The sequence below is a fragment of the Corynebacterium tuberculostearicum genome (assembly GCF_046097255.1).
Classification (GTDB): Bacteria; Actinomycetota; Actinomycetes; order Mycobacteriales; family Mycobacteriaceae; genus Corynebacterium; species Corynebacterium tuberculostearicum_J.
On sequence record NZ_CP175770.1, the window covers coordinates 523,838 to 540,014 of the forward strand.

The 16,177-nt window shown below is 58.9% G+C and carries 16 protein-coding genes and 2 tRNA genes; 9 read left to right on the top strand and 9 right to left on the bottom strand.

The genetic code is table 11. The features are described 5' to 3' along the window. Nucleotide 1 precedes the first annotated feature (1 nt). The 4 genes from ACKFRY_RS02670 to gyrA form a co-directional block, all read right to left on the bottom strand. Nucleotides 2-74: transfer RNA gene (locus ACKFRY_RS02670), tRNA-Ala, on the bottom strand. Between the two features lie 9 nt (nt 75-83). Next, a tRNA-Ile gene (locus ACKFRY_RS02675) sits at nt 84-160 on the bottom strand. Between the two features lie 162 nt (nt 161-322). Continuing rightward, nucleotides 323-661 carry a DUF3566 domain-containing protein gene (locus tag ACKFRY_RS02680; protein WP_408923142.1) on the bottom strand — a complete coding sequence of 113 codons (339 nt, stop codon included), beginning with the start codon at nt 659-661 and terminating at the stop codon, nt 323-325. 3 nt (nt 662-664) lie between these two features. Next, entirely contained in the window at nt 665-3,217 is a 2,553-nt protein-coding gene (gene gyrA / locus ACKFRY_RS02685; RefSeq protein ID WP_005326873.1) for a DNA gyrase subunit A, read from the bottom strand. A 79-nt stretch (nt 3,218-3,296) separates the two neighbouring features. Between gyrA and ACKFRY_RS02690 the strand changes: the two genes are divergently transcribed. The 5 genes from ACKFRY_RS02690 to ACKFRY_RS02710 are packed head-to-tail and all read left to right on the top strand — an operon-like array spanning nt 3,297 to nt 6,156. Next, nucleotides 3,297-3,518, top strand: a complete 222-nt coding sequence (locus ACKFRY_RS02690) for a CopG family transcriptional regulator (protein ID WP_250409439.1) — start codon at nt 3,297-3,299, stop codon at nt 3,516-3,518. A 6-nt stretch (nt 3,519-3,524) separates the two neighbouring features. Next, a complete protein-coding gene (locus tag ACKFRY_RS02695) occupies nt 3,525-3,785 on the top strand; it encodes a cell filamentation protein Fic (protein ID WP_408923143.1) in 261 nt (86 codons plus the stop codon). Nucleotides 3,786-3,823: 38 nt separating this feature from the next. Continuing rightward, nucleotides 3,824-4,180, top strand: a complete 357-nt coding sequence (locus tag ACKFRY_RS02700) for a hypothetical protein (RefSeq protein WP_239283037.1) — start codon at nt 3,824-3,826, stop codon at nt 4,178-4,180. A 20-nt stretch (nt 4,181-4,200) separates the two neighbouring features. Continuing rightward, nucleotides 4,201-4,638 (top strand): DUF6918 family protein, encoded by a 438-nt coding sequence (locus tag ACKFRY_RS02705; RefSeq protein ID WP_150850214.1) that lies wholly within the window; start codon nt 4,201-4,203, stop codon nt 4,636-4,638. A gap of 42 nt (nt 4,639-4,680) precedes the next feature. Next, on the top strand, nt 4,681-6,156 hold the full coding sequence (locus tag ACKFRY_RS02710; protein WP_408923144.1) for an MFS transporter: 1,476 nt from the start codon (nt 4,681-4,683) through the stop codon (nt 6,154-6,156). A gap of 69 nt (nt 6,157-6,225) precedes the next feature. Here ACKFRY_RS02710 and gyrB read toward each other — a convergent pair whose 3' ends face one another. The 5 genes from gyrB to dnaA form a co-directional block, all read right to left on the bottom strand. Then, nucleotides 6,226-8,295, bottom strand: a complete 2,070-nt coding sequence (gene gyrB / locus ACKFRY_RS02715) for a DNA topoisomerase (ATP-hydrolyzing) subunit B (RefSeq protein WP_150850216.1) — start codon at nt 8,293-8,295, stop codon at nt 6,226-6,228. 157 nt (nt 8,296-8,452) lie between these two features. Continuing rightward, nucleotides 8,453-9,022 (bottom strand): DciA family protein, encoded by a 570-nt coding sequence (locus ACKFRY_RS02720; protein ID WP_150850217.1) that lies wholly within the window; start codon nt 9,020-9,022, stop codon nt 8,453-8,455. Then, a complete protein-coding gene (recF, locus tag ACKFRY_RS02725; RefSeq protein WP_408923145.1) occupies nt 9,015-10,190 on the bottom strand; it encodes a DNA replication/repair protein RecF in 1,176 nt (391 codons plus the stop codon). Before recF ends, ACKFRY_RS02720 begins: the two co-directional genes overlap by 8 nt. Continuing rightward, nucleotides 10,190-11,371, bottom strand: a complete 1,182-nt coding sequence (dnaN, locus tag ACKFRY_RS02730) for a DNA polymerase III subunit beta (protein WP_005325994.1) — start codon at nt 11,369-11,371, stop codon at nt 10,190-10,192. The genes recF and dnaN overlap by 1 nt, the downstream gene beginning before the upstream one ends. Nucleotides 11,372-12,116: 745 nt before the next feature. Continuing rightward, complete coding sequence (gene dnaA, locus ACKFRY_RS02735) at nt 12,117-13,739, bottom strand: chromosomal replication initiator protein DnaA (protein ID WP_150850218.1); 1,623 nt, start codon at nt 13,737-13,739, stop codon at nt 12,117-12,119. Between the two features lie 670 nt (nt 13,740-14,409). Here dnaA and rpmH point away from each other — a divergent pair. Genes rpmH through yidC form a run of 4 tightly spaced genes read left to right on the top strand, consistent with a single transcriptional unit; the run spans nt 14,410 to nt 16,173 of the window. Beyond that, entirely contained in the window at nt 14,410-14,553 is a 144-nt protein-coding gene (gene rpmH / locus ACKFRY_RS02740; protein ID WP_003847033.1) for a 50S ribosomal protein L34, read from the top strand. A 3-nt stretch (nt 14,554-14,556) separates the two neighbouring features. Beyond that, nucleotides 14,557-14,919, top strand: a complete 363-nt coding sequence (gene rnpA / locus ACKFRY_RS02745; RefSeq protein WP_005326013.1) for a ribonuclease P protein component — start codon at nt 14,557-14,559, stop codon at nt 14,917-14,919. A 47-nt stretch (nt 14,920-14,966) separates the two neighbouring features. Further along, nucleotides 14,967-15,182: a membrane protein insertion efficiency factor YidD gene (gene yidD / locus ACKFRY_RS02750; protein ID WP_005326014.1), complete on the top strand. Its 216-nt coding sequence runs from the start codon at nt 14,967-14,969 to the stop codon at nt 15,180-15,182. Nucleotides 15,183-15,195: 13 nt separating this feature from the next. Next, a complete protein-coding gene (gene yidC, locus ACKFRY_RS02755) occupies nt 15,196-16,173 on the top strand; it encodes a membrane protein insertase YidC (protein WP_005326885.1) in 978 nt (325 codons plus the stop codon). Nucleotides 16,174-16,177 lie beyond the last annotated feature (4 nt).

Here is a 16,177-nt window from a genome sequence, read left to right on the forward strand (position 1 = left end):
GTGGAGCATAGGAGAATCGAACTCCTGACCTTCTGCTTGCAAAGCAGATGCTCTACCAATTGAGCTAATGCCCCATTGTTCCGTGGTGGGCCTAGCTGGAATCGAACCAGCGACCTCATCGTTATCAGCGATGCGCTCTAACCGACTGAGCTATAGGCCCTTGTGCGGAACGAGAATTAACTCTACATACTATCCCCGGATTTATACAAATCGCCTGCTCAATGAGCATTTTACGCCATCAAACAAAGGAGAAAGATTCCTGCTGAAGAAAGGAAAATGCCGGCACCCGAAGGTGCCGGCATCCGCTATGGCGAGAGAGGCGCTAGCGGTTGTCTAGGTCGACTCGCAGGCCGCCAAAGACGTCCACGATGGCGTTATAAATAACCGCCATCAGAGGCGCCAGCAATGTAAGGAGAACGGCGAAAATAACGCCGATGAGCGCGGAGGCGGAGATGACGACACCGAAGGTGACCTCGAATCCGCCGCCGACGCCGCCGACGAGGCTATTGAGCGATTCCCAAATGCCCACCTGGTTCAGGCCGATGTAGAGCAGGCATACGGCCAGCATCCAGGCGATCAGTCCGACGAATGACAGGGCCAGACCGACACGGAACGCCGAGATAGGCGAGATTCGCGTAATCGTTACGTCTCGTCGTGCCATTAATTACTCCTCATCCTTGGAAGCATCGCCAGCCTTGTGCTCCTGCTGGACCTCATCCACGGTCTTTTCGCCCTTGGCTACAGCCTGAGCGTCTTCCTCACCATCTTCTTCGACGTTGCGGTCGATGGCAAGCAGTTCGACATCGTCAGCCAAGTTCACCAAGCGCACGCCCATGGTCGCACGGGAGGACGGACGAATCTGGTCCACCTCGGTGCGGATGACGCCGCCGGCGGAGGTGATGGCGAAGATCTCGTCATCCTCATCGACGGAGATGGCACCGATGAGCTTGCCGCGCTTCGGGGTGTACTTGAAGGTCATAACGCCCAAGCCACCGCGGCCCTGCGGGGTGTATTCCTCGATGGCGGTGCGCTTGCCATAGCCGCCAGAGGTGGCGACCAAAAGGAACTCGCCATCGTGGACCACGGACATGGATAGCAGCTGATCATCGCCGCGGAAGCGCATGCCCTTCACACCGGCGGTAGCGCGGCCCATGGGGCGCAGCTGGTCGTCGTCGGCAGTAAAGCGGATAGCTTGGCCCTGCTCGGAGGTAAGCAGGATGTCATCGCCCTCGGAGACGAGCTGTGCGCCGATGAGCGCATCGCCCTCGTTGAGGTTGATGGCGATAAGGCCAGCGGAACGCGCGGACTCGTAATCGGTCAGGCGGGACTTCTTCACGCGGCCCTGCTGGGTGGCGAGGACCAAGTAAGGAGCGTCCTCGTAGGACTGAATCTGGATGACCTGTGCGATCTTTTCTTCCGGCTGGAATTCCAACAGGTTAGCCACGTGCTGGCCGCGTGCGGCGCGACCGCCCTCGGGCAGCTCATAGGCCTTAAGACGGTAGACGCGGCCGAAGTTGGTAAAGAACAAGATCCAGTCGTGCGTGGAGCAGACGAAGAAGTTCTTCACAATATCGTCCTGCTTGAGCTCAGCGCCGCGCACGCCCTTGCCGCCACGCTTCTGTGCCTTATAGGAATCCACCTTGGTGCGCTTAGCGTAGCCAGTAGAGGTAATGGTGACCACGACGTTCTCGCGGGCAATGAGATCCTCATCGGTGACATCGCCGGTTGCCGGGATGATTTCGGTGCGGCGTTCATCGCCATACTTATCGACGATCTCTGCCAGCTCATCGTGGACAATCTGGCGCTGACGCTCCTCGCGGGCGAGGATGTCCTTCAGATCAGCGATCTCGCGCTCGATCTCGGCCAACTCGTCGATAATCTTCTGGCGCTCCAGAGCAGCCAGCTTGCGCAGCTGCATGGCCAGGATGGCATCGGCCTGGATATCGTCGACGTCGAGAAGCTCCTTCAAGCCTTCGCGCGCCTCGTCCACGGTGGGAGAACGGCGGATAAGGGCGATGACCTCATCGAGCATGTCCAGGGCCTTGACCAAGCCGCGCAAGATGTGGGCGCGCTTCTCGGCCTCGTTCAAGCGGTACTGGGTACGGCGAACGATGACCTCGATCTGGTGCTCCACGTAGTAGCGCAGCATTTGATCCAGGCGGAGGGTGCGCGGCACGCCGTCAACAATGGAGAGCATGTTGGCGCCGAAGGAGGTCTGCAGCTGGGAGTGCTTGTAGAGGTTATTGAGCACCACGCGAGCCACGGCGTCGCGCTTCAGGGTGACCACGATGCGCATGCCCACGCGGTCGGAGGACTCATCCTCGATCTTGGAAATGCCCGCAATCTTGCCGCTGGCCACGGACTCCGCGATATTGGAGATGAGGTTATCCGGGTTGACCTGGAACGGCAGCTCGGTAATGACGATGGTCTGACGGGAGCCAGACTCCTCGATGGAGGTCACACCGCGCATGCGGATGGAGCCGCGGCCGGTGGTGTAGGCATCCTTGATGCCCTGATCGCCCACAATGAGGCCGGCGGTGGGGAAATCCGGGCCCTTGACGCGTTCCATGCAGGCTTCCAGCGCAGCCTCTTCATCGGCGTCTGGGTTATCCAGCATCCAGTAGATGGCCTCGGCCAGCTCGTTGAGGTTATGCGGCGGAATATTGGTGGCCATACCCACGGCAATGCCGCCAGAGCCGTTCATGAGCAGGTTCGGAACGCGGGACGGCAGGACGTCTGGCTCGCTGGTCTTGCCATCATAGTTGGGCGAGAAGTCCACGGTGTTCTCGCGGATATCGCGCACCATCTCCATGGCCAACGGGGTGAGCTTACACTCCGTATAACGCATTGCTGCCGGGCCGTCGTTGCCGCGGGAACCGAAGTTACCCTGGCCATCCACCAGCGGATAGCGCATGTTCCAGGACTGGGCCAGACGCACCAAGGTGTCATAGATGGCGGAGTCACCGTGCGGGTGGAACTGACCCATGGTGTCCGAGACCGGGCGGGCGGACTTCACGTAGCCGCGCTCCGGGCGGTAACCGGAATCGAACATCGCGTAGAGGATGCGGCGGTGCACCGGCTTCAGGCCATCGCGCACCTCCGGCAGGGCGCGGCCGACGATGACGGACATGGCGTAGTCGATGTAGCTCGACTCCATCTCCTCATTAATGTCAATGGGAAATATGCGATCAAAAAGATCGTCGTTATTGTCACTCATAGCCCCAAATTCTACCCTCTAGCGCTTTTCAGGACTCGAATTGCCGCACGGGTGGTATCACCATGGTATCACTTGGGGCATGGCGATGACATTGCGACTTACGGACGAACAGGATCACGCGCTGACGCTACTGGCCTCCGCGCAGGGCACCTCCAAGCACGAGGCGGTGGTACGCGCCATCGTTGCGGCGGCAGCCCGCACGCTTGCCGACGCCCACGTGCAATCCACCGCCCGCACCCTCCTCCCCGGCCGCGCTGAGCTGGAGGCGGAAATCCGCCGTGCCCGGCCCGCACAGTCCTAGGCGAGCATGACTACTGAACAGCTCTACCTCTTGGCCCGCGAGTTTTGCGCTCGCTTTAACGTCCGCATCACCAGCTTCGCCGCCCTAGCGGCCGCGGCAGCTGCCAGCACCGCCAAGGTGGAGGGAATAGCCATTCATGACAACCACCGCGATGCTGCCCGCGCCATGGCAGAGGTATTAGCCCGCGTGCCGGCGCTGAGCGGGTATAACGCAGAGTTCGCAAAGTTCAGCGCGCGCGTCTACCTTAGTGTTAAAGAAGTTACCTAAGTTACTGGGGATAGTGACCCAAGAAAGGAACTACCACCATGTCCCACTTCAAAAAGATCGCCGCCTCGAGCCTGACCGCCGTGGCGCTAGCTGCCACCGCCGTCACTGCTCCTACCGCCACCGCCGCTGATGCCGATTCCTGGCAGGACAACGTAAATCCGGCCTTTCAGCCAGGCGAGGCCGGTAGTTCCTCTACCGGTTCTTCCCAGCTGGATCTCACCCTGATCATCACCGCAGCGGCCGCTGGCGTCGCCGCGCTGGCCAGCGCCGTGGCGCTGTACTCCCCTAACGTGGATCTGGAGAAGGCTGCACGCGATGCCGGCCTGGGCCAGATTGCTGATCAGATTGCTGCCATTCAGGCCAACCTCCCTGGCCTGCCGGGCCAGCCCGCCTAACTCGCGTAAGGTGGTGCAGCATGGCACATCTTTCTGAACTTATGTCAGGTCCGCAGCGCACTGCGGTGATTAACGATTGCGGCGAGCTGGTTGAGGGGGTCGTCGCCAAGCAATCGGGCATTACCGGCATGGCGCTCAAGGGCGCCGTCGCCGCCGCGAAGAAGGTAGACCCCGCCATCATCACCAAGGCCCTAGGCCGCGTGCTACCGGATATCCTCGACGCTTTAGATCCGCACTGGCAAGAGTTTGCACGCAGCTCCGAGCAGGATTTCGGTTCCTTCCTCGAGCCCCGCAGCACCCAGGTGAGCGATTCCATCATGTCGGTGGCCGATAAGCACGCCGAGCAGATTAACTCCCCCGCGCTGTCTAAGCCTTATAACTCCTTGCGCGGTAAGGCCTCGAAATTCCTCACCCCTGCGGTACCGGATTTCGGCCGCGTGCTGCAAAAACACATGTAGTTTCCGCGCGGTTGAACCTAGAACAAACCGCAGAGTATAAGTGTGGAAGTGACTACTTCCGCAGCTAACCAGACCGAGTACCCCGCCGGCCAAGATCCCGCCCGCTGGCGGGTCCTTATCGTTTTGCTTACGGCGCTCTTCATGTCCCTGCTGAGCGTGTCCATCGTGAACGTAGCCCTGCCCTCTATTCAATCGGGCCTGGGAGCCTCTGAGTCCGATGTGCAATGGGTGCTCTCCGGCTATGCGCTCACCTTTGGTGTCATCCTCGTGGCGGCCGGCCGTGCCGGAGATCTCGTCGGCCGCGGCGGCATCTTTCTAGCAGGCATTGCTATCTATTCCCTCAGCGCCGCCGTCGCCGGCTTTGCCCCCAACGCGGAGGCACTCAACGCCGCCCGCTTTATCCAAGGCATAGGCGCTGGGCTGCTCAATCCGCAGGGCGTGGGAATGATCCAGCAGTACTTCCGCGGTCCGGAACGCGCCCGCGCCTTCGGCTACTTTGGCTCCACGGTGGGCATCGCTGTGGCTATCGGACCGGTACTGGGCGGCCTACTCATCCGCCTCGGCGGCGCGGACCTAGGCTGGCGGTTGACCATGCTGGTCAATTTCCCCGTCGGCCTTATTGCCATCATCTTAGGATTGCTGTGGTTTCCCCGGCCGCTGTTCTCTCGCGTACGCGATGACGCCGGCAATAAATTGGGCCTCTTCAAGGCCCTCGCCACCCTGGATCCCATCGGCGCGCTGATCCTCGGCGCTGCCGTATGGGCCATCCTCTTCCCCTTCATGGAATCGTCCGCATCACCAGCCGTGTGGTGGCTCCTATTGTTGGGCGCCGTCCTCCTTGTGGGATGGGTGCTATGGGAGCGCCGCCACAAGGCCACCGGCCATCCGCCGATGGTGGATCTCACTATCTTCGCCACCCCGAGTTTTCGCAATGGCACCATCATCGCCACCTTGTGGTTTATGGGTATTACCAGCATTTGGGTGCTTGTCGCGCTCTACTTCCAAAGCGGGCTCGGCCATTCTGCCCTCGCCGCCGGCTCCGTAGGCATTCCGGCTGCCTTATTGAGCTCCATATCTGCCACACTGGCCGGCCGATCCGTATCCGTCCACGGCCGCAAGGTGGTGGTGCTGGGCATGCTCGTGACCATCTCCGGCCTCATTGCCACCATTGCGCTTATCTGGGCCACCGAGCAGTGGGGAGCCAGCGAATGGTGGATGGTCCTTTCGCTGGCCTTAGTTGGCGGCGGCCAAGGCTCGGTCATCTCCCCCAACCAAACGCTCACCTTGGCGCATGTTCCACAGGCCTACGCCGGATCGTCCGGCGCCGTCCTCCAAACCGGCCAGCGCATCGGTACGGCCATTGGGCTTGCCGTTATTACGGCCATCGTTTTTGCCACCTTGCACGGCACAAGCGCGGACTGGCCGCTTTCCATCATCGCCGGCTTCGGCGTCATCTTGGCCATGTGCCTAGCGTCTTTGGGATTCGCGATAGCAGACCAGCGCAGCTCCCAGGCCTAGGCCTCGCGCTTTTCGACGCCACAATTAAAGCCCACCGCGGGAATTCCACGGTGGGCTTTGTGCTGCGCTTTAGATATCCAGGAAGCGGACGTCCTTCGCGCGGCGGGTAATGAAGGAGCGGCGGGCCGAGACATCGTCACCCATGAGGATGGAGAAGAGCTCATCGGCGCGCTGCGCGTCTTCCAAGTCCACACGGCGCAGGATGCGGGTGCTCGGGTCGAGCGTGGTCTCCCACAGCTCGGAGGCGTTCATCTCGCCCAGACCCTTGTAGCGCTGGATGCCGTCATCTTTGTTGATCTTGCGGTTTTGCTCCAGGCCCTCGGCCAGCAGCTTATCGCGCTCGGCGTCGGAAAACGCATAGCCCGGAGTACCCTTAGACCACTTGAGCTTGTACAGCGGCGGGTTAGCTAGGAACACGTGGCCATCCTCAACCAGCTGCGGCATGAAGCGGAAGAGCAAGGTCAGAAGCAGCGTAGCAATGTGCTGGCCGTCGACGTCGGCATCGGCCATGAGCACGATCTTGTCGTAGCGCAGCTTCTTGATATCGAATTCCTCGTGGATGCCGGTACCCAGCGCGGTAATAATCGCCTGGACCTCAGCATTCTTGAGGACCTTATCCATGCGGGCCTTCTCCACGTTCAGGATCTTGCCGCGCAGTGGCAGGATGGCCTGGAACTTGGAATCGCGGCCGCCCTTAGCGGAGCCACCTGCGGAGTCACCCTCCACGATGTAGAGCTCGGAAATCTTCGGATCCTTCGAGCGGCAGTCTGCGAGCTTGCCCGGCAGGCCGCCGAGGTCGGTGGCGGACTTGCGGCGCACCATCTCGCGAGCCTTGCGGGCAGCCATGCGAGCATGCGCGGAGGACACAGCCTTATTAATAATGGCCTTCGCCTCAGCCGGGTTGGCATCGAACCAGTCATTGACGTGCTCGTTGACCGCGCGCTGGACAAAGCCCTTGATCTCGGAATTGCCCAGCTTGGTCTTGGTCTGGCCCTCGAACTGCGGATCGCCCACCTTGACGGAAATAACGGCCGCCAAGCCTTCGCGGCAGTCATCGCCGGAGAGGTTGCCGTCCTTTTCCTTGAGGAGCTTATGCTCCTTGGCGTAGCGGTTCATCAGGGAGGTTAGGGCCGCACGGAAACCCTCTTCGTGCGTGCCGCCCTCGTGGGTGTTGATGGTATTGGCAAAGGTGTGAACGGACTGCTTATAGCCCTGGTTCCACTGCAGCGCTACCTCTACCTCGTGATCCTCGCCCTTCGCATCGAAGGAAACGATGGTCGGGTGGATCGCGGTCTTGGACTTATTGAGGTACTTGACGTAGTCGGTCAAGCCATCCGGGTAGTGGAAGGTGACCTTCTTGCGGCGCTTCTTCTCTGCCGCAGCGTCCTTCGCCTCGCCGGATTCTTCGTTGAAGGTATCGCCGGCGTCCGGGGCATCATCAAAGGAGGTTTCATCCGCGCTGGTCTCGCCGGATTCTGCATCGGCGATTTCTTCCAGCTCGATCTGCTCTTCGGTGACGCGCTCATCAATGAGCTCAATGCTCAGGCCCTTATTCAGGAAGGCCATTTCCTGCAGGCGGCGGGCAATGGTGTCGTAATCGTACTCGGTAGTTTCAAAAACTTCCGGGTCCGCCCAGAAGCGGATCTTGGTGCCCGTGCCGCGGGCATTGCCGCCCTCAACGAGCTCGTCCGGGATGGCGTTCTGGAAGTTTTGGTACCAGTGCTTGCCGTCGCGCTTGATCTCCGCCTCCACGCGGGTAGAAAGCGCGTTCACCACGGAAATACCGACACCGTGCAGGCCGCCAGAAACGGCGTAGGAGTCGGAATCGAACTTACCGCCGGCGTGCAGCTGGGTCATGACCACCTGGACGGTAGGCGCACCAGAGGCGTGCATTTCTACCGGGATGCCACGGCCATTATCGATGACCTCGACGCCGCCATCCTCCAGCAGCTTGACGGTAACCTTATCGGCGTAGCCGGCCATGGCCTCATCGACGGAGTTATCAACGATCTCCCAAATGAGGTGGTGCAGGCCGCGCGAACCGGTCGAACCAATGTACATGCCGGGGCGCTTACGGACGGCCTCGAGGCCCTCCAGGATCGTAATTGACCCGGCATCATATGCGTGTTCTTCAGCCACGGATTCGTGCTCTCCTTTTGGCTATAGCTAATTCTAAGACCTTGACTATTCTACACGGATACCCCCTACTGAAAGACACCCCACACCCGTGAGAGATAGGAATCTGGCGCGCTCTGAGGTTCTTTACATTGTGCAGGTCTGAGTAAACCTCAGCCTATTAGCCGTAGGTATCTTGTGATCCTTGCGGTTTGACCCACTGCCGCCCCTCGTAATTGCGCCTTTGCTTCGGCCCGTGAATCCGCAGTTCCACAATGACATCGGGGCCCAGGCGGTCAGAGATTTTCCGCAGGATTTGCCGCTGCAGGTAGCGCAGCTCCGTTGCCCACGTGGAGTTGTCGCAGGATACGTAGACAATCTTGTCCTTAATCCGTTGCGGCTGCGTATGCGCGGCAATGCGCTCGCCCACCAGATGCTCCCAATTGCCCATCACCCAGCCATTGGCCAGGTCATGCTCCCACCCACGATTGACCACCTCGCGGTTAATTTGAGATCCCAGGCTCGGCACGGCCAGCGTGCGCCGCTTTTTCCTGCCATCCGGGCCAGTGGGTAAGCCCCGTTGATAGCCCATATACCCCTGCTTTTGCGCCTTCTCCAGCGAGGGCACCGGCATCTTCGGCACCGGACGGGTCAGCTTCGGCGGGTTTTTGGAGGTGGACCGAACCAGCTTGAAGTACTGGGTGACGGGATCGATGCGCTGCTTGCCGACGCCCCCTTGATCCTCACTCATTCCCCTCACCTTCCTCGACGCTGAGCTTGGAAATGCGGCCGGTCTCGGTATCTTCTACGCTCACGCGGTAGCGCACGATGGGTTCCAAGTTTCCGGGCAGATCCTCATCCACGGCCGCGGTGATGAGCACCTGTTCGGCCTCGGCGGCCAAGTGGACCAGCTGCTTGCGGCGCTTGGCATCGAGCTCGGCAAAGACATCATCCAAGATGAGCACCGGATCCGATCCTCCCTCCTGGCGCAGGAGGTTGAATTCCGCCAGGCGCAGCGCGATGGCATAAGACCACGTCTCACCGTGGCTAGCAAAGCCCTTGGCCGGCTGATCACCCAGGTTGAGCACCAGATCATCGCGGTGCGGACCAACCAGGGAAATGCCGCGTTCGATCTCACGCTGCCGGGCGGCGGCCAACTCGGTAAGCAGCATGGCCTCTAGCACCTCGCGATCGGAGGTATCGATCGTGGACTTATATTCCACGTACGCCGGTCGCGATTCTGGCGCCAGGCCGGAATAGGCGGCGGGGATGTGGTCCAAGAGGGCGTCGACAAGCGCAAGGCGTGCGGCGATCACCTGGGCGCCAAGCCGGGCAAGCTGCGCATCCCAGGTATCCAAGGTGGCCAGCGCGGCAGCGCCATCGCTATCGGAATAGCCGCGGCGCAGGCTGCCGGAGGCCGATTTCAGCAAGGCGTTGCGTTGCTTGAGCACCTTGTCATAGTCGGCCTTCACGCCCGCTAGGCGCGGAGTCCGCGAGGCAATGATGCTATCGAGGTAGGCGCGGCGCCCGGCCGGCTCCCCGCGCACCAGGGCCAAGTCCTCCGGGGAAAAGAGCACAGTTTTTACCACGCCCAGCAACTCACGAGGGCTGCGCAGGCGGGTGCGATTAATCTGCGCTTGGTTGGCCGCGTGGGGCTTAACCAGCAAATGGGTAGTAAGCTCGCGGCCTTGGTTCACCGCGGTAATGGATACCCGCGCGCTGTCCGCGCCCTGGCGCACCAGCGGTGCATCGTGGGAAACGCGGTGGGAAGAAAGGTGGGCGGTATAGCCAATGGCCTCAACGATATTGGTCTTGCCAAAGCCATTGCGGCCGACAAAAAGGGTGATCCCCGGCCCTAGCTGCACATTAAGTTCGGGCCACGAGCGAAAATCCCGAACATCGAGATCCCTGACGTACATTAGCCCGGCAGGCGAACCGGCATGAGCAGGTAGGTGAAGTTGGTCTCCGGCGTGGGGAAGTTGCCATCTTCATCGGCCTCAGGCAGCTCTTCCGGTTCTGGGATCATGATGGCTGGGCGCGAAGGCTCGGTAAAGCCGAAGACCACGCGGTCGGTATTGATGACGCCCAAGCCATCCTTGAGGTAGCCCGGATTGAAGGCGATGAGGAATTCATCGCGGCCATGGAATGCACACGGCAGGGTCTCGGTGGCGTTACCGGCATCCGCGCCGGCGGAAAGGGTCACCTGGCCATCGGCGAATTCCATCCGAATCTGCGCGTTGCGATCCGTCAGCAAAGAAACGCGGCGGATTGCTTCTTGCAGCGGGGCGACCTCAATGGAGGCAATATTGGTGTGATTCTTCGGCAGCAGCGGCTGCACATTAGGGAAGTCCGCATCCAGCATGCGCGTGGTGGTCTCGCGATTATCCGCGTGCAGGCCAAAGAGGCCATCGGCACCAATATTGTCATCGGTGCCCACAGCGATTTCCACTGGGATATTCAGGTGCGGATCCAAGGAACGACCGGTTTCCTGCAGGGTCTTCGCAGGCACCAAGAGCTTGGCTTCTACATCCGGCGACTTCGGCTCCCATTCCAAGGTGCGCATTGCCAGGCGGAAGCGGTCCGTTGCCGTCATCTCAATGTCCTTGCCACGGATATCCATGTGCACACCGGTGAGCATGGGCAGGGTGTCATCCTTGCCGGCCGCGGCGGCGACCTGGTGGATGGCCTCGACGAATAGCTGCGGCTGGATGGTGCCGGTAACCTCCGGTAGGACCGGAAGCTGCGGGTAATCATCCAGAGGGATCAGTGGCAGTTCAAAGCGGGAAGAACCACAGGTAACCAGGGCCTTGGAATCTACCTGGGAGATCTCCACTTCCTTGTTGGGAAGGGAAGCGACGATGTCAGAGAGGAGCTTGCCGGCTACCGCGATCTGTCCGGGTTCATCCACCATGCCGGCGATACGGACGCGGGTGGATACCTCGTAATCGAAGCCAGTGAACTCAAGACCATTGTCATCCGCGGTGATCAGCATCGCGCGGAGCACGGGCTGGGTGACCTTGGACGGCAGGCTGCGAGCAACCCACGCTACGGCGTTGGCAAGGTCATCTTTGGCAACGCGAAATGACACGGCTTCATCCATGGTGCGAAGAGCTCCTCTGGGGCAAGTAGGAAATTTGTTACTTACAAAAGACTGGCTTCCAACTTACCGCATCGGGCGGGGTGCGCCACAACGTGTAATTCCATCTCTGCCCGTTCGATCCGCGCCTGGCCGGAGGCAGGCCGGGCCGAACTCCACACACCCTCTTTCTTCTATACAGATCAGAGAAATAATTTAGTAGTAGTAATAAGCGCTGTGGGATCTGTGGGTAACCAGGTAAATGACAAGTTCAGGACATAGATCTGGGGTGTGCCAATTCTTGTGATCTTGCTGTGATCAATCGGGGCGAAATGTGGACAACTAACGGGATCACCGTTTTATCCACAGGTTTGGTCATTTGATCACCGATCTACACACAGCACTGATCACAGGGTGGTTCTCCCAGCATAGGGCCTGTGGAATTTAAAACTGTGAGTAAGATCTACGAATTACAAAGATGAAATTACACAAGTGTGAATAACGCTGTGGATAACTCTTTTCGCAGTTAAGAGAGTACTTTTCGCGAACCTTCTGGGTTCTTTGTGGAATTACACGAAGGTGTAGGCGGCTGTGTGGACGGTTTGAACCAGGTTTCGGCGTCTCAGTCAAGAATCTCTGATCTGGTAGTTCTGGTCTCACCTTTAAGTAGTGCGAGCAGAATCCTCGAAGTGACAAGGGGCAGACAAAAGCGCCCTCCTTTATATAAGGAAGGCGCTTAAGGAAGGAGCTGTAGAAAAGGTGACGAGATCTAGGCGCGACCGCGATTCTTGATGCGCTGGGTAAGCGCCTGGATCTCGTCGTAGGTATTGCGCTTTTCAGTCATCTCTTTGCGGATCTTGCGATCCGCGTAAATGACGGTGGTGTGGTCTTTGCCGCCGAACTGTTCACCGATCTTGGGAAGGGATAGCTCCGTGAGCTCGCGGCACAGATACATAGCCAACTGGCGTGCATGCGCCACCGCACGCTTTTTGCCAGCGCCGCGCAGAGTCTCTACATCAATATCGAAGAATTCTGCCGTGACCTCCATGATCGAGGTAGCGGTGATTTGCCTATCGGCGGAATCTGGGGCCAAATCGCGCAACGCGATTTCTGCCATCTCCACGTTGATTGGCTCATTCACCAAGGAAGAATAGGCCGAAACGCGGATCAGTGCGCCTTCGAGCTCACGAATAGATGACTCAAAACGAGAGGCAATGAGCTCAAGCACGGAGCGATCCACTTCGGTGCCGTCATTGGCCGCCTTCTTCATCAAAATCGCGATACGCGTTTCTAGATCTGGCGGCTGAATATCGGTGATAAGACCGCCTTCAAAGCGGGTGCGGAGGCGATCTTCCAGCGTGGTTAGTTGCTTCGGTGGGCGGTCCGAAGACAAAATGATCTGCTTATTGGCTTGGTGCAGCGCATTGAAAGTATGGAAGAACTCTTCCTGGGTGGATTCTTTGCCTTCCAAGAATTGGATGTCATCGACCATCAAAATGTCGAGATTGCGGTAGCGCCGCTTGAATGATTCCTGACGGTCATCGCGCAGGGAATTAATATAGTCATTCGTGAATTCTTCCGAAGACACATACTTCACGCGCAGACCCGGATGCAGTACCTGGGCGTAATTGCCGGCGGCATGCAAAAGGTGCGTTTTACCCAGGCCAGAGCCACCCCAGATAAATAGTGGGTTGTACGCACGGGCGGGATTCTCGGCCACAGCCACGGCGGCACCATTGGCAAAACGATTCGAAGAACCGATGACGAAGCTATCGAAAGTGTGCTTCGGATTGAGGGAAGTTTCACGGTTGGGATCGTGCGCAGGGGCCTCGCGCGGGATGCGGGCAGAATTGGTGGCAGCACCGGAGAAATTTCCCGCGGATTCTGCCTGCTGTTGGTTATAGTGCTGGGCCAGCTCATCCAGGCTTGCAGGGGCGTGACTCGACTGCCAATTGTTCTGGGAAGGGGCCTGCTGTGCAGCGGCATCCGTTTGCTGTGGGCGCGGAATGTAGTTCTGGGTAGATTCCGTGTTCTGCGGCGGTTGCTGTTGTTGAGGGGGTGTTGGCTGTGGTGCAGGGTCCGCGGCCGGCGGCTGTGGCTCTTGCGGGGTGGCAAGGGTAACCGCAAAGGAACACGGTCGGCCTAGGTGGCGGGTTAATGCCTTGGCAATGTGCTCGCCCAACTCATTTTCGACCACATTTTTGGCATCCAGGTTTTCGGCGGCAACGAGGGTGTAGCCCTCAACCATCATGATGGGGCGAACCAGTTGGAGGTAAAGGCGCTGTGAGTGCGAAAAACTGGGGACCTCGGAATTGGGTTGCTCGGATTGTGCGAGCAGGTCATCAACGACCGCGCGCCAAACGGCATGCAGGTTCGCTTGTGGGTCAGTCACAACAGGCTACCTTTGTGGAATTTAGTCGGGGACGGGTGGACATTGAATAACAATTTTCACTGCGGATTCCACCGTGGTTTTCACATCGGTTTTTATCGAGTCACCTCGATCTCCACAGAGTTATCCACAGGTGTGGATGAAATAGTTATTCACAGCTTAGTTCATGACTGTGGATAACTCTTCATTGGTCAATTTATGGCCCTATGCTGCGGAAACTGCAAAAGTCTCAAGCGTTGATTTAGAGTTATCCACATGACCGGTTGGGCTGTGGAATTTGATTCTTCTGTTCTACCGCCGAAATGGCGGGTGTGTCTAGCGAGAAAAATTCACCACTCGGGTGTGGGTTGGGGTGGGTCTTACTGCGTGATGGATTAGGTGCAGTAAGAGCGCAGAATCTGGCCCTCTAGCTGCAGGAAAAAACATTTATGTAATTTCGGGTGTACCCGGGTGTCGATTTGTTCCCAGCGGCAGAAATCACGTAATCTGGCATGGTCTATTGCAACAAAGAGTTGCGCGTGAAAGTGACAGCGTCACCTCGCACCGGCTGGGCCCGTCGGCTCGCCGTGCACCGGAGAGACTGTGATGCGTCAGGTTCATGGAATCTATTCATCAGTGGGCGTGCCGCTGCATTGCGGTGGTGTGCCTACGCACAACTTCAAGGAGAATTAACGTGGCAAAGGGTAAGCGCACGTTCCAGCCGAACAACCGTCGTCGTGCTCGCAAGCACGGCTTCCGCACCCGCATGAGCACCCGTGCAGGTCGCGCCATTGTTGCAGCTCGTCGCAAGAAGGGCCGCGCAAAGCTGACTGCATAAGTTATGCTTCCAGCCCAGCACAAGCTCACGTCGCCGACGCAATTTCGGCGCACGATGAAGGGTAGTCGCCGGGCGGGCACTCGTACGGTCGTCGTGCATGCGCGCGACAACGCAGGTACGGACAAAGCAGCCGATATCGCCGCCACTGGGCCGCGATTTGGGCTGATTGTTTCGAAAGCCGTCGGGAATGCAGTGGTTCGCCACCGCACCTCCCGGCGGCTTCGCCATGTGTGCATGACATTCATTCCCAAGCTGCCCGCCAGCGTGGACGTTGTTATCCGTGCCTTGCCCGCCAGCGCCACTGCTAGCAGTGAGCAATTAGAAAAAGATCTTGCCAAAGCACTGCGCAAGCAATGGGATATCTAAATTCCCGCGGGGAGGAAATTCCCCCAGCCAGAGGATTGGCCAAACCAATGGTCAAAGTGGTTCGTTTCTACCAAAAACATGTCTCTGGCCTTAAAATGGTATCGACCTGTCGGTTCGAGCCGACATGCAGTGCTTATGCCCTAGAGGCGCTTTCTCAACACGGCGCAATCAAGGGTACGGCGATGGCAATAGCCAGGGTCTGCAAATGCGGCCCCTGGCATCCGGGCGGATTCGATCCGGTCCCGGGTACCAACAACAATTGAGGATTAAACACTCGTGCTTAATTTCATTTACTGGCCAATTTCGGCCGTTTTGTGGTTCTGGCACTGGCTGCTGTCCCTCGTAATGGACCCTGCCTGGGGCATTACCTGGATTCTGGCCATTGTGCTGCTGACCTGGACGCTTAAGGCACTAATGGTCAAGCCGACCATTAGCCAGATTCGTTCCTCGCGCAAGATGCAGGAAATCCAGCCTAAGGTGCAGGAAATCCGCGCGAAGTACGGTAATGACCAAACCAAGGCCGCGCAGGAAATGCAGAAGGTCTACAAGGAGTCCGGCGTTCGTCCGATGGCCGGCTGCCTGCCGGTCTTCGTGCAGATTCCAATGTTCGTTGGTTTGTTCCACGTGCTGCGCTCCTTCGACCGCACCGTTGCGGTAGCCGGTGGTATTGGCCACCCCAGTGGTGACCCAATGTCCATTGAGGATAACGCCAATACCGCGAACTACATCTTTAAGCCGGACCTGGTCCAGCAGTTCTTGGATGCCAAGATTTTCGATGTCCCGTTGGTGACCAACCTGCGCTTGAACTCGCCGATTGTGGAGGGTGTTACTACCAGCCAGGCCGCCGTCATCATCGTTCCGATGATCGCCATCATTGCGGTCATGACGCACTTCAACGCCCGCATGAGCCTCAACCGCCAGGAAAAGCGCCGCGCTGCTGGCAAGACCCAAGCACCGCAGGGCCAGAACGCGGAAATGATGCAGCAGCAAATGGCCATGATGTCCAAGATGATGCTGTGGGTCATGCCGGCCATGCTGGTCTTCTCCGGCTCCATCTGGCCGATTGGTTTGCTGTTCTACATGATGGCCAATACGGTCTGGACCTTCTTCCAAACCCGCATCGTCTATGCCAAGATGGACCGCGAGGAAGAAGAAGAGGAAGCCGCTAAGGTTGAGGCCAAGCGCACTTCCGCGCCTAAGCCGGGTGCCCGCAAGAAGGACAACCGCACCAAGAAACAGCGCAAAAACAAATAAACAC